We start from the raw sequence: 23,018 nt of genomic DNA on the forward strand, positions 1-23,018 counted from the left end.
TGGCGGGTAGATTGGCGCGTAGATTGGCGGGCGGCTCCTGGATGGGCCAGAACCGGCGGGGCCTGGGGCCCCGCCGTGCCGCCAAGCGACCGCGTCAGTGGCGGAAGTGGCGCATACCGGTAAACACCATGGCGATGCCGGCCTCGTTGGCGGCGTCGATGACCTCCTGGTCACGCATGGAGCCGCCGGGCTGGATCACCGCGGTGATGCCGGCGCTGGCGGCGGCGTCGATGCCGTCACGGAAGGGGAAGAAGGCGTCGCTGGCCATCACCGAGCCGGGCACCGAGAGGCCTTCGTCTGCGGCCTTGATGCCGGCGATGCGGGCCGAGTAGACACGGCTCATCTGGCCGGCGCCGACGCCGATGGTCTGGCCTTCCTTGACGTAGACGATGGCGTTGGACTTGACGAACTTGGCGACCTTCCAGGCGAAGGCCAGGTCACGCATCTCCTGCTCCGAGGGCACGCGCTCGGAGACCACTGTCAGGTCGTCGCGGGTGACCGTGCCCAGGTCGCGGTCCTGGACCAGCAGACCGCCGGTGACGCGCTTGAGGTCGTGGGCCGGTGCCATCTGACCGGGCCAGTTGGCGCTGACGTCGAGCAGGCGCACGTTCTTCTTCTCGGCGACGATGGCCTGGGCCTCGTCGCTGACCCCGGGGGCGATGATCACCTCGACGAACTGACGATCGATGATGGCGCGGGCGGTGTCGGCGTCCAGCGGCACGTTGAAGGCGATGATGCCGCCAAAGGCGCTGGTGGGATCGGTGGCGAAGGCCTTGTCGTAGGCCGCAAGAGCGCTCTCGCCCACGGCCACGCCGCAGGGGTTGGCGTGCTTGACGATGACACAGGCGGTGTCGTCGAAGCTCTTGACGCACTCGAGCGCGGCGTCGGTGTCGGCCACGTTGTTGAACGACAGCGGCTTGCCCTGCAGGGTGACGGCGGTGGAGACGCTGGGTTCGCTGGCGCCTTCTTCCACGTAGAACGCCGCCTGCTGGTGGGGGTTCTCGCCGTAACGCATGGACTGCTTCTTGGTCAGCTGCAGGTTGTAGGTGCGCGGGAAACCGTCCTCTGCGCCCTCGACCCGACGGCCAAGATAGTCGGCGATGGCACCGTCGTAGCCGGCGGTGTGTTCAAAGGCCTTGACCGCCAGGTCGAAGCGGGTGGCCTGGGCCAGCGCGCCGCCGTTGTCACGCATCTCTGCGATCACCCGGTCGTAGTCGTCGGCGTTGACCACGATGCTGGTGTAGGCATGATTCTTGGCGCAGGCGCGCACCATGGTGGGGCCGCCGATGTCGATGTTCTCGATGGCGTCTTCCAGGCTGCAGTCAGGACGCGCCACGGTGGCGGCAAAGGGGTAGAGGTTGACCACCACCATGTCGATGGGCGAGATGTCATGCTCGGCCATGACCTCGTCGTCCTGGCCGCGACGCCCGAGGATGCCGCCGTGGATCCTGGGGTGCAGGGTCTTGACACGGCCATCCATGATCTCGGGAAACCCGGTGTGCTCGGACACCTCGGTGACGGCGATGGCGTTGTCGGCCAGCAGGCGGTAGGTGCCGCCGGTGGACAGCAATTCGACGCCCATGTCGGCGAGGGCGCGGGCGAAGTCGACGATACCGGTCTTGTCCGACACGCTGATCAGGGCGCGACGAACGGCGAGAGAGGAGGGCTGGGCCATGGGGATGTCTCTGTTGCGAAGGGAAGCGAAGGGCGCCTTGGCGCAGAAAAGGGAGCCGTGGGCTCCCTTGGAGTCGGGTCAGATCAGTTCGTAGTGCTTGAGCTTCTTGCGCAGGGTGCCACGGTTGAGTCCGAGCATCTCTGCGGCACGGGTCTGGTTGCCATTGGTGTAGACGAGTACCGACGACAGCAGAGGCGCCTCGACCTCGGCCATCACCATGGCGTGGAGGTCGGTGACGGTGCCGCCGTCGAGATGGTCGAAGTAGCGTTCCATGGCGGCGAACACGGCCTCGCGCAGGGGACGTTCGTCACTGGCCTGCGGTGCGGAGGGTGCCAGGCCGTCGAGGCCACGCTGAGAGGTGTCGAGTTTGGAGGCGGACACCGACTGGTCGATGGGTTGCTGGCTGGTCATGCGGCACGGGTTCCATGGTGTGCCACGGCCCTGGCCACGCGCTCGGGGGCGCTGGCGGGGTCGTGACGAAAGAGTTCGTCGATAAAGTCGCGCTGGGCCTGGGTCGAGGTCAGGCCGTTGAAGGTGGCCTTGAGCTGGCGACGGCCATCATCGTCGAGGCGTCGATCGCTGGACAGGTACCAACCCAGATGCTTGCGCGCGATGCGCACGCCCATATGGTCACCGTAGAAGGCGTGCAGGGCATCGAGATGAGAGCCGAGGACGTCGCGTCGTTCCGCGTCGGAAGGCGCCGGCAGGATTTCGCCATGGCGCAGATAGTGGCTGATCTCGCGGAATATCCAGGGGTTGCCCTGGGCGCCTCGACCCACCATCACCGCATCCGCACCAGTATAGTCGAGTACGCGCCGAGCCTTTTCGGGAGACGTGATATCGCCGTTGGCAAAGACCGGGATGCTGACCCTTGATGCCACCTCGGCGATGGTCTCGTACTCGGCTTCGCCCTGATAGCGTTGCTGGCGATGACGGCCGTGGACGGCCAGCGCCTGGATACCGGCATCTTCTGCCAGCCGGGCGATGCGCACCGCGTTGTTGGACTCGGCGCACCAGCCGGTGCGGATCTTCAGGGTCACCGGCACGTCGACGGCGGCCACCACCGCATCGAGGATCTCCGCCACCAGCGCCTCGTCCCGCAGCAGGGCAGAGCCCGCGGCCTTGTTGCAGACCTTCTTGGCCGGGCAGCCCATGTTGATGTCGATGATCTCGGCGCCCTGTTCGGCGTTGAGTCGGGCGGCGGTGGCCAGCATCTCGGCGTCGCCGCCGGCGATCTGCACCGCCCTGGGGCCGGGTTCGCCCCGGTGGTCCATGCGCAGGCGCGACTTGCGGGTGTGCCACAGGCTGGGATCGGAGGTGACCATCTCGCCCACCACCAGTCCCGCGCCCAGGCGACGACAGAGCGCGCGGAAGGGGCGGTCGGTGACCCCGGCCATGGGCGCAAGGATCACCGGGCCGGCCAGCTGATGCGGGCCAATGCAGGTGGTGATGCCTGAATCTTGCTGTTGCACCATGGGGGATCTGGGATCGTGGTCTGACATGGGAGCTGCCGTCGTTCCGGGCTGCATATCATACGCCTCGAAGCACCGTTGGTGAAGGCGTGTTCGAGACGTTTTAATGCGAAAGGCTGCCCGGTGACAGCCTCTCGTGGCGCGATGTTCAGTCCTTGGCGGGGCGCCGACCGCTAAGCCGCACCCAGCCTTCGCGGACTTCCGGCTCGTCCATGAAAAGTCCCTCGTGGCGGTAGGCGTCGATCACCTCGTCGGCCTGGGCCTCGAGGATGCCAGACAGCGCCAGGCGACCACCGTCGGCGACATGGCCGGCGATGGTCGGGGCCAGTTCCACCAGCGGGCCGGCCAGGATATTGGCCACCACCAGGGCGAAGCGCTCCTCGCCCATCTGCTCCGGGTAGCGCAACGTCAGGCGCGACTCGTCGATGGCGTTGCGCTCGGCGTTGTCACGACTGGCGCTGAGCGCCTGCGGGTCGATGTCGGTGCCGATGGCTCGGGCGGCGCCGAGCTTGAGTGCGGCGATGGCAAGGATGCCGGAGCCACAGCCGACGTCGAGCAGTTCGATGCCGTCGAGTTCGCCGTCGAGCGCCAGCCCATCGAGCCACTCGAGACACAGCGCGGTGGTGGGATGGGTGCCGGTACCGAAGGCCAGGCCCGGGTCCAGATGCAGATTGACCGCGTCATCCTCGGGCGGCTGGTGCCAGCTCGGCACGATCCACAGTCGCTGACCCATGCGCAGGGGCTCGAAGCTGTCCATCCACTCGCGCTCCCAGTCGCGGTCATCGATAAGCTCGTGCTCGATGACCGGGCAGGGCTCGCCGGGCAGGGATTCGGCCCAGGCGGCGGACAGCCGCTCGAGCATGTCCGCCAGGCCGTCGAGGTCATCGTAGAGACCGGTGAGAATGGTCTGGTCCCACAGTGGGGTGGTGCCCCGGTCCGGCTCGAACACCGGATCGTCGTGGGCGTCCTGCAGGGTGATCGCGGTGGCGCCTTCGGCCAGCAGCAGTTCCTCCAGCAGTTCCGCCTGCTGTGGTGGGACCTCGGCCTTGAGTTGAAGCCAGGGCATGGCGGTATTCCTCTTCGGTCTGGTGCAACGTCAACGGGGCGGCCTGGGCCGCCCCGTTGTCACGCTCTTGGTGCAAAGCCGCCGTGCTACTGCGCGAGCTTCTTCTCGAGGTAGTGAATATTGACGCCACCCTGCTGGAAGTAGCCGTCGCGCACCAGGTCCTTGTGCAGGTCGGTGTTGGTCTTGATGCCTTCCACCAGCAGCTCGTCCAGGGCGTTGCGCATGCGCGTCAGCGAGGTCTCGCGGTCGGCGCCCCAGGTGATCAGCTTGCCGATCAGCGAGTCGTAGTGGGGCGGCACCGTGTAGCCGGTGTACAGGTGGGAGTCCATGCGCACGCCGAGACCACCCGGAGGATGGTACAGCGTGACCTTGCCCGGAGAAGGCATGAAGGTGCGAGGATCCTCGGCGTTGATGCGGCACTCGAAGGCGTGGCCGTTGAGCTCGACATCTTCCTGGCGGATCGACAGCGGCAGGCCGGAAGCGATGCGCAGCTGCTCGCGCACGATATCCACGCCGGTGACCATCTCGGTGACCGGGTGCTCCACCTGGACGCGGGTGTTCATCTCGATGAAGAAGAACTCACCGTCCTCGTAGAGGAACTCGAAGGTGCCGGCGCCGCGATAGCCGATTTCCACGCAGGCTTCGCGACAGGCTTCCAGCACCTTGGCGCGGGCGTCCGGATCCAGGCCCGGCGCGGGTGCTTCTTCCAGCACCTTCTGGTGGCGGCGCTGCAGCGAGCAGTCGCGGTCATACAGGTGGATGGTATTGCCCTGGCCGTCGGCCAGCACCTGAACCTCGACGTGACGCGGCTTCTCGAGGAACTTCTCCATGTACACGGTGCCGTCGCCGAAGGCCGAGTGGGCCTCGGTACGGGTCACGGTGACCGCGGAGATCAGGTGGGCTTCGGTGTGCACCACGCGCATGCCACGTCCGCCGCCGCCGGCGGCGGCCTTGATGATCACCGGGTAGCCGATGCGCCGGGCGGTGGCCAGCAGCTCGCCTTCATCGTCGCCCAGCGGCCCGTCGGAGCCTGGCACCGTGGGCACGCCGGCCTTCTTCATCGCTTCGATGGCGCTGACCTTGTCGCCCATCAGGCGAATGGTCTCGGCGCGCGGGCCGATGAAGGTGAAGCCGGAGCGCTCGACCTGCTCGGCAAAGTCGGCATTCTCGGAGAGGAAGCCGTAGCCGGGGTGGATGGCGCTGGCGTCGGTCACCTCGGCCGCGCTGATCAGCGAGGGGATATTGAGGTAGGACTGGGCCGAGGAAGCGGGGCCGATGCACACCGCCTCATCGGCGAGCCGCACGTGCATCAGTTCGCGGTCGGCCTTGGAGTGGACCGCAACCGTCTTGATCCCGAGCTCCTTGCAGGCCCGCAGGATGCGAAGAGCGATCTCGCCGCGGTTGGCGATAAGAACCTTGTCCAACATGGTGGTGTCCGCCGAAAGTGAATGATCAGGGAAGACGCAAGTCTTCTCAGGAGATGACAACCAGGGGCTGGTCGAACTCGACGGGCTCGCCGTCCTCGACCATGAAGGCCTCGATCACGCCGTCACGATCGGCTTCGATCTGGTTCATCATCTTCATCGCTTCGACGATGCAGATGGTGTCACCCTTGCGCACGCTGGCGCCGACTTCCACGAAAGGCTTGGCGCCGGGTGCCGGGGAGCGGTAGAAGGTGCCGACCATCGGCGAGACCACGGCCTGGCCCTGGTAGCTCGGGCCGCTGTCGGCGCTGGGTGCGGGAGCTTCGGCCGGGGCCTGGGCAGGTGCGGCCGCCGGTGCAGCGGGTGCGCCCCAGGGTTGGGCGGCGGGTGCCGGCTGCCAGCTGCCACCCTGCGGATGACGGCTGATGCGGACCGATTCTTCACCTTCCTGGATCTCGATTTCGCTGATGTTGGACTCTTCCAGCAGTTCAATCAGCTTCTTGACCTTACGAATATCCATGACGTTGTCTCGATCGTGTGAAGTGTCTACCGGGCGCTGTAAACCCGGTCCAAGTCGTTAGAGATCGCGGCAAGATGGCGGCTCTTGGCGTCTCTATCGTGTCAGAATTCAGAGTAGTGCGGAGTTTGCCGAAAATTGCGAAGGTTGTCCAGCGAGGCCGAACGCTGTTCGCTGTCACCTTCACCCGCTGGTGGTAGCCGCCTGGGCGCCGTCGAGGGCGCGGCTGACTGCGGCGATATGGCCGGCCAGGGCAGCGGCATCGAGTTCGCCCTGGATACGTGCCTGACGAAGCTCCTGGTCCCCGTCGAAGAACAGAAGACTCGGTGGGCCGAACAGACCCAGATGGTCGAGCACCTCACGACTCACGGCGTTGGTGTCGGTCACATCGACGTCGATCCAGCGGAAGCCGGCGAGGGCCTCGCGTACCCGGGGGTCGGGAAACACCTCGCGCTCCATCACCTTGCAGGAAATGCACCATTCGGCGGTGACGTTGACGAAGGCGGGGGTCGTGGACTCGGCCAGGGCCGCCTGAAGCTGGCCCAGGCTCTCGACGATGCGATCGGGATGGGCCGCCTCGATAGAGCTGCTCGTCGCGCTCATGGGGCCGGCGGCCAGGGGGCGAAGGGGATCGCCACCGCCACGGGCGGCGCCGATGACCAGCGCGATGCCCCACACCAGCAGCACGATACCGGCGCCCTGGCGGACCCGCGGCCAGCCCGGCGTACTCGCCAGATCGAGGGCGCCGAGGGCCAGCGCCGTGCCGATGGCCAGACCCGCCCACAAGAGCAGGGTGAGCGGGGCCGGGATCAAACGCTCGATCAGCCAGACTGCGACGCCCAGCAGCAGCACACCGAAGGCGATCTTGACCCCGTTCATCCAGGTGCCCGAGCGCGGCAGCAGGGTGGTGCCGAAGCCGCCGACCAGCAACAGCGGGACGCCCATGCCCAGCGCCAGGGCCAGCAGCGCCGCGCCACCGATGACGGCGTCACCGGTGGAGGAAATGAATACCAGGGCGCCGGCCAGCGGTGCCGACACGCAGGGCGAGACCACCAGCACCGACAGCGCGCCGGCCAGCGCCAGACCCAGGGGGCCGCTGCGCTGGGCGCGTGCCTGCCAGGCATCGATGCGTGAGCCAAGCCCCGAGGACAGGCGTAGATTGAAGACCCCGAACATGGCCAGTGCGAACAGGGTGAAGAGGGCGGCGAACACGATCAGTACCGGGGCCGACTGCAGGCGCGCCTGAAGGTTCAGCCCCGCGCCGAACAGCCCCATCAGCACGCCGACCAGGGCGTAGGTGGCGGCCATGCCGGCGACGTAGCTTGCCGAGAGCGCAAAGGCGCGGGGGCGGCTGGGGTTCTGACCGACGATGATCGACGACAGGATCGGAATCATCGGCAGCACGCAGGGGGTAAAGGTCAGCCCGAGGCCGGCCACAAAGAACAGTCCGAGCATCAACGGCAGGCTGGCGTCCTGCATCAGGGCGCGGAAGCGGCCGTCTTCGCTGAGCGGAGCTGCATCGACAGAGGCGGTAGGGAGGCTGCCCGCTTGCTGGCTCGTGGGCGGCTGTCCGGCGAGGTCCGCTGCGGTAGCCTGGGCTGTGTTGTCGTTGGCCGTCTGGCCGTCCTCCAGAGCGTCGGCAAAGGCGGCGGGGGGCTCACTCTGGGCGGCGGCCAGCTCAAGGCGTTCCGGGGGGTAGCACAGACCGGCGTCGGCGCAGCCCTGGAACGTCAGGGCGATGTCCAGTGGCCCCTGACGGGTGTCGGCCAGCGGGGCACTGAACACCACCTGATCGTAGAAGACGTTGACGTCGCCGAGAAATTCGTCGGTCTTGGCCTCCCCGGGCGGTAGCGACAGCTCACCCAGGGCGTCCGGTTCGCCTGGCAGTTCCAACGAGAAGCGGTGACGATAGAGATAGTAGCCGTCGGCATTCTGCATGCCGATATAGAGCCGATCGCCGTCGTGCCAGGCGCTGGCGGTAAAGGCCTCGTTCACCGGCAGAAACTCGGCGCTGCTCGACGACGAGGAAAAGAACTGGGCCTGGGCCACCCAGGGGGACAGCAGCAGACAGACGAACAGCAAGAGGCGTGTGGCGAAGAACACGTCGAATCCTTGTTGACGATGGGTGTGGAAGACGGGGCAAGGCGTGGCGGGATTCGCCTGCCGTGTCAGACCCCACTGTGTGACCGTGGAAGCGGGGCGGGGTTCCCGCGGACCCTGCGCTATGATCAGATGCAAGCGTATTCTACCACTGGCGCCGGCGCTTTCCCTCATTGGAGGCAGGGCTGGCCGGCCTTTGATGAACGACAAGGAGAGCGAAATGAGCAGTCGTCGACAGCGCGCCGAAAGGCGTCGTCAGGAGCTCGAGAACCCGCAGTACGGATGGATCTGGAAACCGCTCGCCGTGCTGCTGGTGCTTGCCGTGATGGTGGCGGTGGGGCTGGGGATCTGGTGGAGCCTGGCGCCGTCGCGCTTCGACGTGGAGACTGCCACCCAGGAGCAGCGCATCTCCGCGGCGCCGGCGGCCAGAGGCACCGTTACGGTCGCGACCCTGGCCACCCTGATCGATACCTTGCAGGACAAGCCCGGCGGGTACCTGCGAAATGACCTGATGCCGCCGGGACTGCTGCTCGACAATATGCCGTCCTGGGAAACTGGTGTGCTGGTTCAGGCGAGGCTGATGGCCGCCAGCCTGGCGGACTTCGACCCCGGCGCCGGTGAGTCGGTGAATACTCTGATCGCTGCCCTCGAACAGGACGCCGACGATTGGCTGGCCCCGTCCATGGAGGATCACCTGGCCCAGGCGGGGAACTCGGCCCGCGCCTATCTGGCGCGTTTCGACGATGGGGTCGGCGCGTCCTTCGTCGATCAGGGCCAGGGCCTGGCGCTCTATCTGGACGCGGTGCGCCAGCAGTTGGCCTCGTTGCGGGAGCGGCTGTCATCCACGGTCAGCGACAGCGAGCGCTTGAAGGAACTGGGTATCGAAGTGGCACAGGACAGTCGAGTGCCCTGGTACCGCGTCGACAACGTGTTCCACGAGACCCGCGGTCAGACCTGGGCGCTGGGACACCTGCTCGAGGCGCTCGAGCGTGACCAGGCGGATCTGATCGCAAGCGCGGGCCTCGGCGACAGCTACGCCCGTGCGCTGGCCGAGATCGAGCGTATGCAACGTCAGTTCTGGAGCCCGGTGGTGCTGCGCGGCAGTGGCCTCGGCATCTTCGCCAACTATCCGCTGACCATGGCCCATCATCTGAGCCGGCTCGACGGCGCCCTGGCGTCCCTGATCGATGGCCTGGGTGGCGCCGAAGCGGCCCCGGAAGCCGCGACGCCACCGGTGACCGAGGTGACCCGTAGCACCGACGATGAGGAGGCGGCGGAGTCAGCCGGCGTTGAGCAGAGTGATGAGAAGAGTGATGAGCAGGATGGCCAGCAGAGCGACGAGCAGAGTGACCAGCACAGCGACGAGCAGGGCGCTGAAGCCAATAGTGACGAGCAGGACGCCGACGCCAATAGCGGCGAGCAAGGATCCAACCAGCAGCAGCCTGGCGAGCAAAGCGCCGAGTAGCAAGAGCCGAGTCAAGAGCCCCGAGCCGTGAACGGGGCCCAATGACGGGGTGAGAGAGACCGGTTGCCGATTTTCTCCCTCGTCCTTGCCTGAATTTTCGCAAGCTACCATGCCCTCGTTGCCGGGGGCATTTTTTTCTCAGTTTGCTTCGTTCGCCCGGATACTTTTTGCCGCTCCGCGCTTTGGTAATTGGAGGCCTGGCGTCCCCCTGGCTGACGCGCCATGTCGCCAATGACTAGATGCGTCATCTCGGCGCATGAACCGAGGTTGCTGCAGCGATCACCTCGTCGTATCAGGAATCAGTGATCTGTCGCACTGCAATGGTGCGTCTGCGAAGGGCCCATGGTCGCGCTCTTTGCCCACATTCTCGATCCTGGTTTCTCAGTGCTTTTTTCGCACATTTCCAACCTTATGATTTGGCTAAAGAAACACTTTCTCCACGGTAACTGTCCGCTGGCGCCCCCGACGTGTCCTCAAGGAACACGCAATTACAAGCGGAAACAGTCGCTCTCATGCTTCCGGGATACCGATATGGGGTTTGTCAGCCTGTGTACGCCAGGAATTTCGGACTGCCAGGACGGCGCGGCTATGCAATCGTACTGGCATAAATCGCAGTACCTGGCGGCCATCGAGTCTTCGAGCGTCGACGGGTGCTGCGGGCTGTCGGTGGTCGATCGTCTCGCAGAAGACGCAGCCTCGACGGTGACAATAACCATCTGTCTACGCGCAGGGCTTCAGGGATATGCCATCGATATCACCCTGGGGCGGTAGCGTGTCACACGCTCAGGGGGACGATATGGATAAGGTGAATCAGGCACACCAGTGGACAAGGGTCGTGGACGAGTCGCAACGATCGCCCGGCTGGCTGGCGGGTGCCGTCTTCGCAGTGCTGCTTGCGCTGACCGTGAGTGGTTGTGCCTATGCCCCTGGCGGGCATATCGACTACGAGACCGAGGCGCCGGACATCGATCATCTGGTCGACATCCAGGCCATCACCCCGGCATTGGTGGCGAACTTCCGCCAGAACGTCACCGGCGATATCGCCAGCACCATGCCTTCCTACCTCAAGGCCCAGTTGACGGACTACGAGTACCGTGTCGGGCCGGGTGATGTGCTCAACATCACCGTCTATGACCACCCCGAGCTGACCATCCCGGGGGGCGCCGAGCGCAGCCCCGAAGAGACCGGCAAGACGGTACAGCCCGATGGTCGCATCTATTTCCCCTATGTCGGACGTTTCCGAGTGGCCGGGCGGACGGTGGACCAGATACGCCGAACCCTCACCGGCATGTTGTCGAACTACATCACCGAGCCCCAGGTGGACGTCAACGTCGCCGCCTACCATTCCAAGAAGATCTACGTCAGTGGAGCGGTTGCCACCCCCGGCGCCCAGCCGATCACCACGGTCCCGCTGACCCTGGTCGATGCGGTCAGCCAGGCCGGGGGGCCATCGGAGACGGCCAACTGGCACGAGGTGGTACTCAATCGTGATGGCACCAGGGAGGTGCTGTCGCTGTACGCGCTGATGCGCCATGGTGACCAGACCCAGAACCGCCTGCTGCGCGATGGCGACGTGGTGCATATCCCGACCCTGGAGTCCGAGAACGTCGCGGTGCTGGGGCAGGTCAGGAATCCCGGCAATCTGGTGCTGGGCAACGAACGTATCACCCTGACCACCGCCCTGGCGCGAGCCGGCGGCGTCATCGAGACCACCGCCGAACCGTCGGGGATCTTCGTGATTCGTCCCAAGCCGCCGGGCGATGCCAAGCTTGCCACCGTCTATCAGCTTGATATCAGCAACGCCACCTCGCTGACCATGGGCACCCACTTCCCGCTGCAGCCCCAGGACGTGGTCTACGTGACGGCGGCCCCGCTGGCACGCTGGAACAACGTGATCAGTCTGCTGCTGCCGTCGGCACTGCTGCCCGGCACCATCGCCGACACCACTACCCGCATCGGCGAGATCTGATCGGTGCGTTTTGCCAGTGCGCTGGTGCTGTGTCGAGCGAACCTGTGTCGTAGTCCGCTCGGTGCGGCGCTGCTGCAGAGGCGGCTGCCCGCCATGGAGATTCAGTCTGCCGGGCTTTCTGCGGTGCGCGAAGGTGAAGCCGCGCCCGCAGAGGTGCAAGCGCTGGCCAGGGAAGCCGGGCTCGAGTTGAGCGCCCACCGCGCTCGGGTGGCAACGCCCGAGATGATCGCCAATCACGATCTGGTGCTGGTGATGAGTGCGTCCCAGCGCCAGGCGGTCAGCGAACTTGCGCCCTTTGCCACCGGCAAGACCCTGCTGTTTGCCCACTGGCTCGACGGGATCGATATCCCCGACCCCTACCGCAAGAGCCTGGACGCACACCGTCAGGTATTCGTGATGCTTTCCGATGCCGCCGACGCCTGGCACCGAAGGCTCGCGCCATGACCTCGTATCGCCGCGCTCGAGGCCACCGACAGGACCTGCCGTCATGACCCAAATGTCACGCTTGCCTTCCGCTCCCGGCCGCGAGGATATCGACCTCGGGCGCATCCTGGGGCTATTGCTCCGGCACAAGTGGTGGATCCTCGCCGTCACCCTGCTGTTCGGAGCGGCAGGTTATGTGTCCGCCTTGCTCAAGCCACCCATCTACGAGGGCGACGCCCTGGTGCACGTGGAGCGTCGGGCCTCGGTCAGTCCGCTGGGGGACCTGGCCACGGTGATGGGAGAAGAGGAGAACACCTCGGCAGAGGTGCAGATACTGCGGTCTCGCATGGTGCTGGGGCGGGTGGTTGACCGCCTCGCCCTCGACACCCAGGTGTCGCCACGCCGTCTGCCGCTGGTCGGTGACTATCTGGTGCGTGAAGGGGTGACCCGAGAGGACCTGGCTGAGCTGGGCTGGATGACTGCTCCGCTTGGATGGCTCGAGCGGTTGATGCCCGAGGCATGGGATCTGAGCCATCTGGTGTGGGCAGGGGAGTCGCTGCAACTGGCGCGCCTCGAGGTCGCTGACTCCTATCGCGGCGCGGCCTTCCGCCTGGTGGCAGGCCGCGATGCCGGCTATCAGCTATTTGGTCCTGACGGTGATCTGTTGGGTGTCGGTCGTGTCGGCGATACCGCAAGATTCGACGGAGGCGATGTGGTGTTGAGCGTTCGCGAGATGACCGCAGCGCCAGGTGCAGAGTTCAGCCTGTCCAAGCGCCCCCAGGTGTCGGCCATCGATTCGCTGCTGGCTCGCTTGACGGTCACCGAGCAGGGCAGCGGCTCGAGCGCCAGCACCGGCATGTTGCGCCTGACCCTGACCGGCACCGACATCGATCGGGTGCGCGAGTCGCTGGATGTCCTGGCGGAAACCTTCCTGATGCAGAATGTCGAGCGGCAGTCGGCCCAGGCCGACCAGAGCCTGGCCTTTCTCGATGAGCAGGCGGTGGCATTGAAGGCCTCGCTGTCATCGGCGGAAGATCGGCTCAATGCCTATCGCGTCGAGGTGGACAGTATCGACCTGGACTCCGAGGCGGCCTCGGTGGTCGAGCAGTTGATCTCGGTGGAGGAACAGCTCAACACCCTGGATTTCCAGGAAGCCGAACTGGTCCAGAGGTTCACCCGCAATCACCCCACCTATCAGGCGTTGATGCGCCAGCGCGGCATCCTCAACCAGGAGAAGGCCCGACTGGAGGAGCGTGTCAGCGAGATGCCCGAGTCCCAGCAGGAAATCGTGCGCCTGACCCGGGACGTGGAGGTGACCCAGGCGATCTATGTCAATGTGCTTAATCGTGCGCAAGAGGTGGCGGTCGCCAAGGCCGGCACCATCGGCAATGTGCGGGTCATCGACGATGCGTACGTGGATGACGATCCGGTGGCACCCAACGCCGGCCTGATGATGGCCCTGGCCACCGTTATCGGTGCCTTTCTGGCGGTGGCGGTGGTACTGGTGCGTGGCATGCTCAATCGCGGCATCGAGAGCCCGGACCAGCTCGAGGACCTGGGGCTGCCGGTGTACGCCACGGTGCCGCTTTCCGAGTTTCAGCAGCGCCTGGTCAAGCGGGTCAAGTATCGCAGCGACCGGCGCAGTCAGCCGGTGATCAAGGGCCTGCTGGCCCTGACTCAACCGACCGACATGGCCATCGAGGCGTTGCGTGGCCTGCGCACCAGTCTGCACTTCGCGATGATGGAAGCGCCCAACAACTGCCTGATGATCACCGGCCCCAGCCCCGAGATCGGCAAGAGCTTCATCTCGCTGAATCTGGGCGTGATCTGTGCCCAGGCCGGTCAACGGGTCCTGGTCATCGACGCCGACATGCGCAAGGGACACCTGCACAGCGCCTTCGGCGCCAAGGCCGAAAGTGGCCTGTCGGACCTGTTGTCGGACAAGAGCGAGGTGGCCGAGGTCATCCGCCAGACCGAGGTGGAAGGCCTCGACTATCTGTCGCGAGGCGCATGCCCGCCCAATCCTTCGGAACTGCTGATGCGCGAGCGTTTCACCACGCTGATGGAGCAGTTCAGTCGCGACTACGATCTGGTGATCGTCGATACCCCGCCTGTGCTGGCGGTGACCGACGCCGCCATCGTCGGTAACCGGGTGGGCACCAGCCTGCTGGTGACGCGCTTCAAGCTCAACCCGGTCAAGGAGGTCAGGGTGGCGCTCAGGCGCCTGGAGACCTCCAACGTCAGGGTCAAGGGCTGCATCCTCAACGCCATGGACCCCAGCGCCAGGCATGGTTACGGCTATGGTCACTATGTCTATGCCTACCAGTAAGTACGGCAGCGGCGACAACCAGGGACGGTGAGATGCTGACTGATCTGCGCGAACTCTACGGCCTGCTGACTCACCACCAGCGCCGGCAACTGCTGCGGCTGCAGGTGCTGGTGGTGGCGATGGCGCTGTGCGAGCTGCTCAGCGTCGCCTCCATCGCGCCCTTCATGGCGGTAGTGGGCGATCTGGAGCGTCTTGGCGGGGACGGCGTGATGGGCGAGCTCTATCGGGCCAGCGGTGCCGACTCGCCGGAGCGCTTTCTTCTATGGCTTGGGCTGGGGGTGCTGGGCGCGTTGTCGGTCGCCGCGGTGGTGTCGATGGTGACGGTGTGGCGGCTGGCGGTCTACGGCGCCACCGTCGGGGCGGAGCTGGGTTCCCGACTGTTCGCCCACTACATGCACAAGGACTGGCTGTTCCACGCCGGAGGCAGCAGCAGCTATCTGACCAAGCAGATCGCTCAGGAGTGCCAGCGAGTCATGCTGGGCGTCATCGATCCGTTGATGCAGATGAATGCCAAGGTGGTGCTGGCGCTGTTCATGTCGCTGGCCATCCTGATCTACAACCCCGCGGTGGCGCTGTGCGCCATGGCGTTGTTCTCACTGGCCTACCTGCTGCTCTATCACACCGCCCGGCGTCGCCTGATGAGCAACGGCGAGGCGCTGTCGGCGGCCCAGGGCCAGCGCTTTCGGCTGATGGCCGAGGGATTCGGAGGGATCAAGGATCTGTTGCTGCTGGGGCGTCAGACCCAGCTGACCGAGCGTTTCGACCGGGCCAGTCGACGCTTTGCCCGGGCCCAGGGCACCAATCAGGCGCTCAAGCAGGCGCCGCGCTATGCGATGGAGGTGGTGGCCTTCGCCTCGGTGATCCTGCTGTTGTTCTACCTGCTCAAGACCCACCAGGGCGAGATGGCGTCGATGCTGCCGGTACTGGCGGTGTATGCCCTGGCGGGTTTCAAGCTGCTGCCGGCTTTTCAGCATATCTACGCCAGCGTCTCGAGCATCCGCGGGAACCTGCATGCGCTCGAGGAAATTCGCAATGACCTGCGGGCCAGCCATGCCCATGACCAGGCATGCGCCCTTGAGCATGGCGGTGACCCGGCCCAGGGCGGCTCAGCCTTCAAGGCCCGGCGCGAGATTCGCCTCGAGGGGGTCAGCTTTCGCTATCCCGGCGCACGCTCTCCCGCGGTGGACGACGTCAGCCTGGTGATACCGGCCAATAGCGTGATTGGCCTGGTCGGCGCCTCCGGTTCCGGCAAGTCCACCCTGATCGATCTATTGCTGGGACTGATGCAGCCACAGCGAGGGCGCATCAGCGTGGACGGAAAGGTCATCGATGAGGCCAATCGTCGCCAGTGGCAGGACGCGCTGGGTTTCGTCTCCCAACAGCTCTATCTATGCGATGGCAGCATTCGCGACAACGTGGCCTTCGGTCTGGCCCCCGAGTGCATCGACGACGACCGCGTCGAAAGGGCGCTTCGGCTCGCCCACCTGGCCGAGTTCGTGGCCGAGCTGCCTCAGGGCATCGAGACCCTGGTCGGCGAGCGCGGTGTCCAGCTCTCCGGGGGACAGCGCCAGCGCATCGGCATCGCTCGGGCGCTCTATCACGAGGCCGAGGTGCTGGTGCTGGATGAGGCGACCAGTGCCCTGGACGGCATCACCGAGCGGCTGATCATGGATGCGATCCACGACTTCGCCGGTCGCAAGACCATCGTGCTGGTCGCCCATCGACTGACCACCGTCATGGCCTGCGAGTGCATCTACATGATGGAGCGTGGACGCCTGGTGGATCAGGGCAGCTACCGGGAGCTGATGTCGCGCAACGAGGTGTTCAAGCGAATGGCGCAGAGCGCCTGAGACGGGACTCCGGTAAAGCGCGCAAATGAGGGCACGGGTAAAGCGACGGACGAACCGCTGGCGAAGTGACGGACGGAGCGCTGGTAAAGCGAACGCGCATCGATGAAGGGAGGCGGGCACCGATGAAGCAGTGCTTCGTGATCGGCGGCGGTGGCCATGCGCGGGTGCTGCTGCATGGACTGCGCGGGCTTGGCTGGCAGGTGGCCGGCTACGTGGCACAGGAGCCCTCGTCGGCCATGCCGGTCCCCTGGCTGGGGCAGGACCGTTGTCGACTGGCGTCGCCGGAAGGCCTGCCAGGCGTCGCCTTCCTGGGGGTCGGCATGGTCACCAGCGCGCCCTGGCGGCGCGCTCTGCTCGAGGCCTTCCTGGCGCAGGGATTCGACCTTCCGCCGTTGATCACGCACAACGCCATGGTGCATGACGACGTGAAGCTGGGAGACGGCAGCGTGATACTGGATGGTTCCGTGGTGGTCACCGGCAGTCGTCTGGGACGAGGCTGTCTGATCAACACCCGGGCGGTGGTCGACCATGACTGCGTGTTGGGTGACAACGTCCACGTCGCCTGCGGTGCCACGCTCAGTGGGGGCGTCAGGCTAGGGGCGGACGTGATGATCGGCACCGGAGCCAACCTGATCCAGGGGGTCGAAGTGTGTGCGGGGGCGGTGATCGGCGCCGGCGCCACCGTGGTAGGGGACGTGACGCGCCCTGGAGTGTATCTCGGGACGCCCGCGCGACGACGGCAATGAATGCGCCTGGCCGACACGCATCACCACAAGACGTCACAGCGAAAAGCGCCAGAAGGCGAAAAAATAATTAAAGCAGGTCTACGCAAAAAGCAGGTCTACGCAAACAGGGAAGGCGCTTCTGCCAAGAGGCGCAAGCAGGGGACACGAATGAGTCATTCTGAGGTTGTCGAGACCAGGAGGGTGGCATCGAGCCGCGCCGAGTCACCAGGCGTACAGGTGATCGCCGAAGCCGGCGTCAATCACAATGGGTGCCTGGATACCGCCATGGCGCTGGTGGACGCGGCACGTGAGTGCGGCGCCGATGCCGTCAAGTTTCAGTGGTTCAAGGCGGAGCAACTGGTGACCGCCGACGCCGCCCAGGCAAGCTACCAGCGAAAGGCCTGCCCGGAGGACGGCTCCCAGTACGCCATGCTCAAGCGCCTGGAGCTTGGCCTTGACGATTTTCGGCGATTGGCCCAGTACAGCCGTGACAGTGGCATCGAGTTCCTGGCCAGCCCCTTCGACGAGGACAGCGTCGAGTGGCTGGCTGCGCTGGACGTCGGTTGCTTCAAGGTGGCCTCCGGGGAGTTGACCAATCTGCCGCTGCTTACACGTATCGGCGCCCAGGGCAAACCGGTGCTGTTGTCCACGGGCATGAGTTTCCTGGGGGAAATCGAAGCCGCCTTGGCGACCCTTTCGGCGGCGGGAGCCGGCGACGTTACGGTACTGCACTGCGTCAGTGAATACCCGGCGCCGGTGGATCAGATCAACCTCGCCGCCATGGACACCCTGGCCCAGGCCTTCGGATGCCCGGTCGGCTACTCCGATCATAGCGATGGCATCGATATCGCGCTGGCGGCGGTGGCGCGTGGGGCCGTGGTCATCGAAAAACACCTGACCCTGGATACCTCCATGGCGGGGCCGGACCATGCTGCCTCGCTGGATCCTCAGGCCTTCCTGGCGATGGTGACCGCCATTCGTCGTATCGAGCAGGCCCTCGGCGATGGTCGCAAGCGCCCGGCGCCCTGTGAGCAGCCCCAGCGGGAACTGGTGCGTCGCAGCGTGGTGGCCGGGCGTGACATCGACGCCGGCGAGGTGCTGGCGCACGCCGATTTGCTGCTCAAGCGGCCTGGCAGCGGTCTGCCGGCCGCCGCCCTGCCTCAGTTGATCGGTCGGGTGGCCAGACGCCGTATCGGTCGCGACGCCCTGCTGGACTGGGCGGATCTGACATGATGGCCTGGGCATGAGGGGGACTGGCATGACACCGAGAAAGATCTGGGTCCTGACCAGTTCTCGAGCGGACTATGGGCTGCTCTACTGGTTGCTTCGGGAAATCGACGAAGACCCTGCGCTGGAACTGATGCTGGTGGCCAGCGGATCGCACCTGTCCACCGAGTTCGGCTCCACGGTCAGCGAGATCGAGCGCGACGGCTTTCGTCTGCATCGACGCCTCGAGATCCTGCTGGCGTCGGACTCACGCAACGCCATGACCAAGGCCATGGGGCTGGCGCTGTTGAGCGTCGGCGATGCCCTGGTCGAGGACCGGCCCGACCTGGTGGTCCTGCTGGGCGACCGTTTCGAAATCGTGCCGGTGGCGTTGGCGGCGGTCACCCACGGTATCACCCTGGCCCACCTCCACGGGGGCGAGACCAGTCGTGGCGCCCTGGACGAGTACTATCGTCATGCGGTGACCAAGCTGGCCAACCTGCACTTTCCCGCTACCGAGGTCTACCGTCGGCGGATTCTGCAGATGGGGGAAGACCCCGGCCGAGTGTTTGTCCACGGCGCGCCGGGCATCGATCACCTGTACCGCAGCCGCACGCCGACCAGGGCAGTGCTTGCAAGGGCCCTGGACATGCCACTGGACCGGCCCACCGCGCTGGTCACCTATCACCCGGTGACCGCGGGTACGGGCGAGGACGAGGAAGCGCTGATCGCGGCCTTGTCGCGTTTCGAGGATCTGGACGTGCTGGTGTGCAAGGCCAACGCCGACTGTCATGGACGCAGCATCAACGCGCGGCTGGCGCGCTGGTGTGCCGAGCGCCCCGAGGCCAGGCGTCTGGTCGACAGTCTGGGGCAGCGTCTCTATCACGGCTGTCTCGAGCACATGGATGTGCTGGTGGGCAATTCCTCCAGCGGTCTGATCGAGGCGCCATCCTTCCGTCGGCCGGTGGTCAATGTCGGCAAGCGTCAGGACGGCCGCCTCAAAGCGGGAAACGTGATCAATGTCGAGGCCTCGGAGGAGGCCATCGCCAAGGGCATCGAGACCGCCCTGAGCGAGACCTTCAAGCGTTCGCTGGGCGCCCTGAGCAATCCCTATGACCCCTTCGAGGATGGAGCCGCCTCGCGGCGAATCAAGAACACCTTGAAACGGGTCAATCTGGATGCCGGCATCCGTGAGAAGTGGTTCTTCGACATCGACGAGGTGTCCCCTCTGGGCGGCACCTCTTCTCCGACCAAAGGCCTGATGGGCTGACCTTCTTCCCTTCGACGACGACCCCATCAACCGTTCAGGAAATGATGATGACACCAGTGTCCGAGGCGGCAATGTCGGTGACGGCGGTGATACCGGCGCGGGGCGCCAGCAAGTCGGTGCCGAGAAAGAACCTGAGGCCGCTCGGCGGACGCCCGCTGCTGGTCTGGTCGATCGAGGTGGCACGGCAGGTGATGGCGATCGATCGGGTGATCGTGAGTACCGATGATGACGAGATTGCCCAGGTGGCCCGCCGGCATGGCGCCGAGGTGCATCGTCGGTCGGCGCAACTGGCCACCGACGAGGCGCTGGTGATCGACGCCATCCGCGAACTGTTCGATGAGCTGAACCAGGGCGGCGAGGCTCCCGAGGTGATGGTGCTGCTGGAGCCCACCTGCCCCTTGCGCAGTGCCCAGGATGTGGCCGAGTGCCTGTCGCGTCTGGTGGTGCAGGGGCTGGATTCGGTGGCCACCTTCAAGGCTGCCGAGGTCAATCCTCACCGTACCTGGCGGCTGGATGCGCGGGGCCGGCCCACCGCCTTTATCGACGGCAGCGATCCCTGGCTGCCGCGACAGGCGTTACCCATGGCCTATCAGCTCAATGGTGCCGTCTACGCCTTCCGTCCCGATCGTCTTCCCGAGGATGGCAAGGCGTTGCTGTTCGGGCGTAGTGGCGCGGTGATCATGCCGGCGGAACGTTCGGTCGACATCGACCGCGAGCACGACTTCGTCATCGTCGAAAGCCTGTTGAGGAGAGCCCGTTGAGGACAGCCCGTTGTACAGCCCGTTGGAGAGCCCGTTGAGCCACCCTGTCGAAGCCTTAGTGACTCCCGCAGCCACCGATGTGCGCCCGGCGATCATGATCACCGGGGCTACCGGTGGGGTCGGCATGGCCCTGTGCCGCCACCTGAACCGCCGCTTTCGGGTGATCGCTCTGGGGCGTGACGCCAACGCCCTGGCAGCACTGGCCGCAAGCCTTCCCGGTGTCGAGGTCCACTGCCTGGATCTCGCCGGCGGTGAGATCGCAAGTGATATCGCGTCACTACTGGAGCAATGCGGCGACGTCGGCTATCTGATCAACAATGCCGGCTTCAATCGGCCTGCGCCAGTGGACGCCGACATCGAAGCCGTGCTTCGGCGCTCGCTCGAGGTCAACACCATCGCGCCGGCCATGCTCATGGCGGCGGTGCTGCCCGGCATGCGCCGTCGTGGCTTTGGCCGCATCATCAATATCACCTCCGGCGCACCGCTCAACTGTTTTGCCGGGCATGCCGCCTACAGCGCCTCCAAGGCGGCGCTGAATGCGCTGACGGTGACCGCCGCCAGAGAGCATCAGGACGTGGATATCAAGATCAACCTGATGAGCCCCGGCCCGGTGCGCAGCAAGATGGCCCCCGAGGCACCGATGGCGCCAGAGGTCTGTCTACCGACCCTGGACCATCTACTGGAACTGCCCGCGGATGGCGCCAGCGGGCGCTTCTTCTGGCTGGGTCACGAGATACCGCTGACGCCGTCCCTCGATGGCATCGACTGGCTGGCGGGGACCGCGCCGGCAGGTTTTGCCCGGCTTTGGCCAGAGGCAGACGAGAGCAGCGGTCTCGACAGCAGTGGCGCGGACGTAAGCAGCAGTGACAGGGCGTGCCGATGAGGCGTATTGGCATGCTGGGCATGAGTCCCGGCAACGGTCACCCGTTTTCGTTTTCCGCCATCCTCAATGGCTACCACGATGAGGCCATGGCCGAGGCGGGCTGGCCGGTGATCCATGACTATCTGGCACGGCGACATCGCTCGGAATTCGGCGTCGGTGATCTGCGTGTCACCCACGCCTGGACCCAGGATCGAGACGTCACCGAGCGGCTATGTCGCGCCTGCCATATCGACGAGGCCGTGGCCGAGCCTGGTGACATGCTGGGGCAGGTGGATGCGGTCATCATCGCCCGTGACGATCCGGCGAGCCACCGCGAACTGGCGGCACCCTTTCTCGAGGCGGGCCTGGCGGTGTTCATCGACAAGCCGCTGACCCTGGATCCGCAGGATCTGGCCTATTTTTCCCCCTACCTGGCAGCAGGGCGCCTGATGTCATGTTCCGGCATGCGCTTTGCCAGCGAACTCGACGCCCTGCGTGCGGCGCCGGGGGCGCTGGGCAACTGGCGCCTGGCCAGGGGCGCCATCGTCAAGGACTGGGAGCGCTACGGGGTGCACCTGCTCGACGCCATCCTGCCGTTGACGGCGGCGACGCCGGTGTCCGTCAGAGCGCTTGGGGCAGGCCACCAGTCCTTCGCCATCACCATGAGTGACGGCAGCCTTTTGAGCATCGATACGCTCGGCGAGGTGCCGCCGGTATTTCGCATCGAGGTGTTTGGTGATGCCGGCCAGACCAGTGCCGACATCCGCGACAACTTCGGCATGTTTCGTCGCACCCTGTGGGAGTTCTGGCGGATGCTCGAGCAGGGGCCGGATCGTCATCAATGCCAGACCACACTCGCGGTGATCAAGACGTTGATCGCCGGGCGCCTCGCGGCCGAGCGGGGAGAGGAGGTACGTCTCGATGCGCTCTGACAACGAGGGTGCCGGCCTCGTACCCGCACAGGCGCGCGTCGTGTCGGCGCTGTTCGATCTGAGCGGTCGGGTAGCACTGGTCACCGGGGCCCTGGGCATCCTGGGGCGGCACTTCTGTCGAGGTCTCGCCGAATGCGGCGCCTCGCTGGTGGTTGCGGATCTCGACGCTGCCGAGGCCGAGCGCTTCGCCGCCGAGCTTCAGACCGACCACGGTCAGCCTTGCCTCGGACTTGGCTGTGACGTCAGCGACGAGGCCTCGGTCGAGGCCATGGTGGCGCATGCGGTCAAGACGCTGGGAGGCATCGACATCCTGCACAACAATGCGGCGACCAAGGCGCGAGACCTGGAGGCCTTCTTCGCCCCGGCCGAAGACTACACCCTGGCCCAGTGGCGTGACGTCATGGCGGTCAATCTCGACGGTGTCTTTCTGGTGTCGCGAGCGGTAGGCCGGCAGATGATCGAGCAGGGTCGAGGCGGCAGCATCATCCATACCGGTTCCATCTACGGCGAGATGGGCTGCGATCCGCGTATCTACGAGGGCTCGCAGTACCTGGGGGTGGCCATCAACACGCCTCCGGTCTACGCCGCCTCCAAGGCCGGGGTGTCTGGACTGGCGCGTTATCTCGCCACGCTCTGGGCAGGCCACGGTATCCGCGTCAATACCCTGGTACCGGGCGGCATCGAGAGTGGCCAGAACTCAGCCTTCGTCGAGCGCTATTCGGCCAGGGTGCCGCTGGGGCGCATGGGAACGCCGACCGATCTGGTCGGCGCGCTGATCTTTCTGGCCTCGGATGCCTCCGGCTACGTGACGGGGCAGACGCTTCACGTGGATGGTGGCTTGAGTGCCTGGTAGCACGGCGCCGATGCACGCTGGCCGATGCACGGCATCCGATCAACGCAACCAGCTGAACGGCAGCGAAGGGATTGCCGGAGGTGTGGCAAGGCGGGCCCCATGGCCGCTGCAATATGCGC

General features: G+C 65.7%; 20 protein-coding genes. 13 read left to right on the top strand and 7 right to left on the bottom strand.

What is annotated here, in order from left to right; translation table 11 throughout:
* Nucleotides 1-94: 94 nt before the first annotated feature.
* The 7 genes from purH to dsbD form a co-directional block, all read right to left on the bottom strand.
* Entirely contained in the window at nucleotides 95-1,675 is a 1,581-nt protein-coding gene (purH, locus tag NFI08_RS14945; protein ID WP_045993972.1) for a bifunctional phosphoribosylaminoimidazolecarboxamide formyltransferase/IMP cyclohydrolase, read from the bottom strand.
* A 78-nt stretch (nucleotides 1,676-1,753) separates the two neighbouring features.
* Nucleotides 1,754-2,086 (bottom strand): DNA-binding transcriptional regulator Fis, encoded by a 333-nt coding sequence (gene fis, locus NFI08_RS14950; RefSeq protein WP_045993973.1) that lies wholly within the window; start codon nucleotides 2,084-2,086, stop codon nucleotides 1,754-1,756.
* Nucleotides 2,083-3,150, bottom strand: a complete 1,068-nt coding sequence (gene dusB, locus NFI08_RS14955; RefSeq protein ID WP_083970531.1) for a tRNA dihydrouridine synthase DusB — start codon at nucleotides 3,148-3,150, stop codon at nucleotides 2,083-2,085. Before dusB ends, fis begins: the two co-directional genes overlap by 4 nt.
* Before the next feature lie 145 nt (nucleotides 3,151-3,295).
* On the bottom strand, nucleotides 3,296-4,213 hold the full coding sequence (prmA, locus tag NFI08_RS14960; protein WP_045993974.1) for a 50S ribosomal protein L11 methyltransferase: 918 nt from the start codon (nucleotides 4,211-4,213) through the stop codon (nucleotides 3,296-3,298).
* Between the two features lie 86 nt (nucleotides 4,214-4,299).
* A complete protein-coding gene (gene accC / locus NFI08_RS14965) occupies nucleotides 4,300-5,640 on the bottom strand; it encodes an acetyl-CoA carboxylase biotin carboxylase subunit (RefSeq protein ID WP_349590361.1) in 1,341 nt (446 codons plus the stop codon).
* Nucleotides 5,641-5,686: 46 nt separating this feature from the next.
* Complete coding sequence (gene accB / locus NFI08_RS14970; RefSeq protein WP_045993976.1) at nucleotides 5,687-6,157, bottom strand: acetyl-CoA carboxylase biotin carboxyl carrier protein; 471 nt, start codon at nucleotides 6,155-6,157, stop codon at nucleotides 5,687-5,689.
* 180 nt (nucleotides 6,158-6,337) lie between these two features.
* Complete coding sequence (dsbD, locus tag NFI08_RS14975; protein ID WP_045993977.1) at nucleotides 6,338-8,257, bottom strand: protein-disulfide reductase DsbD; 1,920 nt, start codon at nucleotides 8,255-8,257, stop codon at nucleotides 6,338-6,340.
* 217 nt (nucleotides 8,258-8,474) lie between these two features.
* Here dsbD and NFI08_RS14980 point away from each other — a divergent pair, with 217 nt between their 5' ends.
* The 13 genes from NFI08_RS14980 (at nucleotide 8,475) to NFI08_RS15040 (ending at nucleotide 22,899) form a co-directional block, all read left to right on the top strand.
* Nucleotides 8,475-9,719, top strand: a complete 1,245-nt coding sequence (locus tag NFI08_RS14980; RefSeq protein WP_045993978.1) for a DUF2333 family protein — start codon at nucleotides 8,475-8,477, stop codon at nucleotides 9,717-9,719.
* A 588-nt stretch (nucleotides 9,720-10,307) separates the two neighbouring features.
* Nucleotides 10,308-10,490 carry a hypothetical protein gene (locus NFI08_RS14985; RefSeq protein WP_349590366.1) on the top strand — a complete coding sequence of 61 codons (183 nt, stop codon included), beginning with the start codon at nucleotides 10,308-10,310 and terminating at the stop codon, nucleotides 10,488-10,490.
* A gap of 25 nt (nucleotides 10,491-10,515) precedes the next feature.
* On the top strand, nucleotides 10,516-11,688 hold the full coding sequence (locus NFI08_RS14990; RefSeq protein ID WP_052704453.1) for a polysaccharide export protein: 1,173 nt from the start codon (nucleotides 10,516-10,518) through the stop codon (nucleotides 11,686-11,688).
* A gap of 3 nt (nucleotides 11,689-11,691) precedes the next feature.
* Entirely contained in the window at nucleotides 11,692-12,132 is a 441-nt protein-coding gene (locus NFI08_RS14995; protein ID WP_045993980.1) for a low molecular weight protein-tyrosine-phosphatase, read from the top strand.
* 43 nt (nucleotides 12,133-12,175) lie between these two features.
* Entirely contained in the window at nucleotides 12,176-14,440 is a 2,265-nt protein-coding gene (locus NFI08_RS15000) for a polysaccharide biosynthesis tyrosine autokinase (protein WP_124803738.1), read from the top strand.
* Nucleotides 14,441-14,472: 32 nt separating this feature from the next.
* The gene (locus NFI08_RS15005) at nucleotides 14,473-16,290 is read left to right on the top strand and encodes an ABC transporter ATP-binding protein (protein ID WP_045993982.1); all 1,818 of its coding nucleotides are present in this window, start codon (nucleotides 14,473-14,475) and stop codon (nucleotides 16,288-16,290) included.
* A gap of 122 nt (nucleotides 16,291-16,412) precedes the next feature.
* The gene (locus tag NFI08_RS15010; protein WP_045993983.1) at nucleotides 16,413-17,036 is read left to right on the top strand and encodes a NeuD/PglB/VioB family sugar acetyltransferase; all 624 of its coding nucleotides are present in this window, start codon (nucleotides 16,413-16,415) and stop codon (nucleotides 17,034-17,036) included.
* Between the two features lie 147 nt (nucleotides 17,037-17,183).
* Nucleotides 17,184-18,248: an N-acetylneuraminate synthase gene (gene neuB, locus NFI08_RS15015; protein WP_253028628.1), complete on the top strand. Its 1,065-nt coding sequence runs from the start codon at nucleotides 17,184-17,186 to the stop codon at nucleotides 18,246-18,248.
* 25 nt (nucleotides 18,249-18,273) lie between these two features.
* Entirely contained in the window at nucleotides 18,274-19,491 is a 1,218-nt protein-coding gene (gene neuC, locus NFI08_RS15020) for a UDP-N-acetylglucosamine 2-epimerase (RefSeq protein WP_045993984.1), read from the top strand.
* A gap of 47 nt (nucleotides 19,492-19,538) precedes the next feature.
* A complete protein-coding gene (locus tag NFI08_RS15025) occupies nucleotides 19,539-20,252 on the top strand; it encodes an acylneuraminate cytidylyltransferase family protein (RefSeq protein ID WP_204248976.1) in 714 nt (237 codons plus the stop codon).
* 34 nt (nucleotides 20,253-20,286) lie between these two features.
* A complete protein-coding gene (locus NFI08_RS15030) occupies nucleotides 20,287-21,135 on the top strand; it encodes an SDR family NAD(P)-dependent oxidoreductase (RefSeq protein WP_349590375.1) in 849 nt (282 codons plus the stop codon).
* Nucleotides 21,132-22,046 carry a Gfo/Idh/MocA family oxidoreductase gene (locus NFI08_RS15035; RefSeq protein ID WP_349590378.1) on the top strand — a complete coding sequence of 305 codons (915 nt, stop codon included), beginning with the start codon at nucleotides 21,132-21,134 and terminating at the stop codon, nucleotides 22,044-22,046. Before NFI08_RS15030 ends, NFI08_RS15035 begins: the two co-directional genes overlap by 4 nt.
* Nucleotides 22,036-22,899: an SDR family oxidoreductase gene (locus tag NFI08_RS15040; RefSeq protein ID WP_349590381.1), complete on the top strand. Its 864-nt coding sequence runs from the start codon at nucleotides 22,036-22,038 to the stop codon at nucleotides 22,897-22,899. The genes NFI08_RS15035 and NFI08_RS15040 overlap by 11 nt, the downstream gene beginning before the upstream one ends.
* Nucleotides 22,900-23,018: the final 119 nt, after the last annotated feature.

Origin of the sequence: Halomonas sp. EF61 (genome assembly GCF_040147045.1) — a bacterium.
Lineage (GTDB): Bacteria > Pseudomonadota > Gammaproteobacteria > Pseudomonadales > Halomonadaceae > Halomonas > Halomonas litopenaei.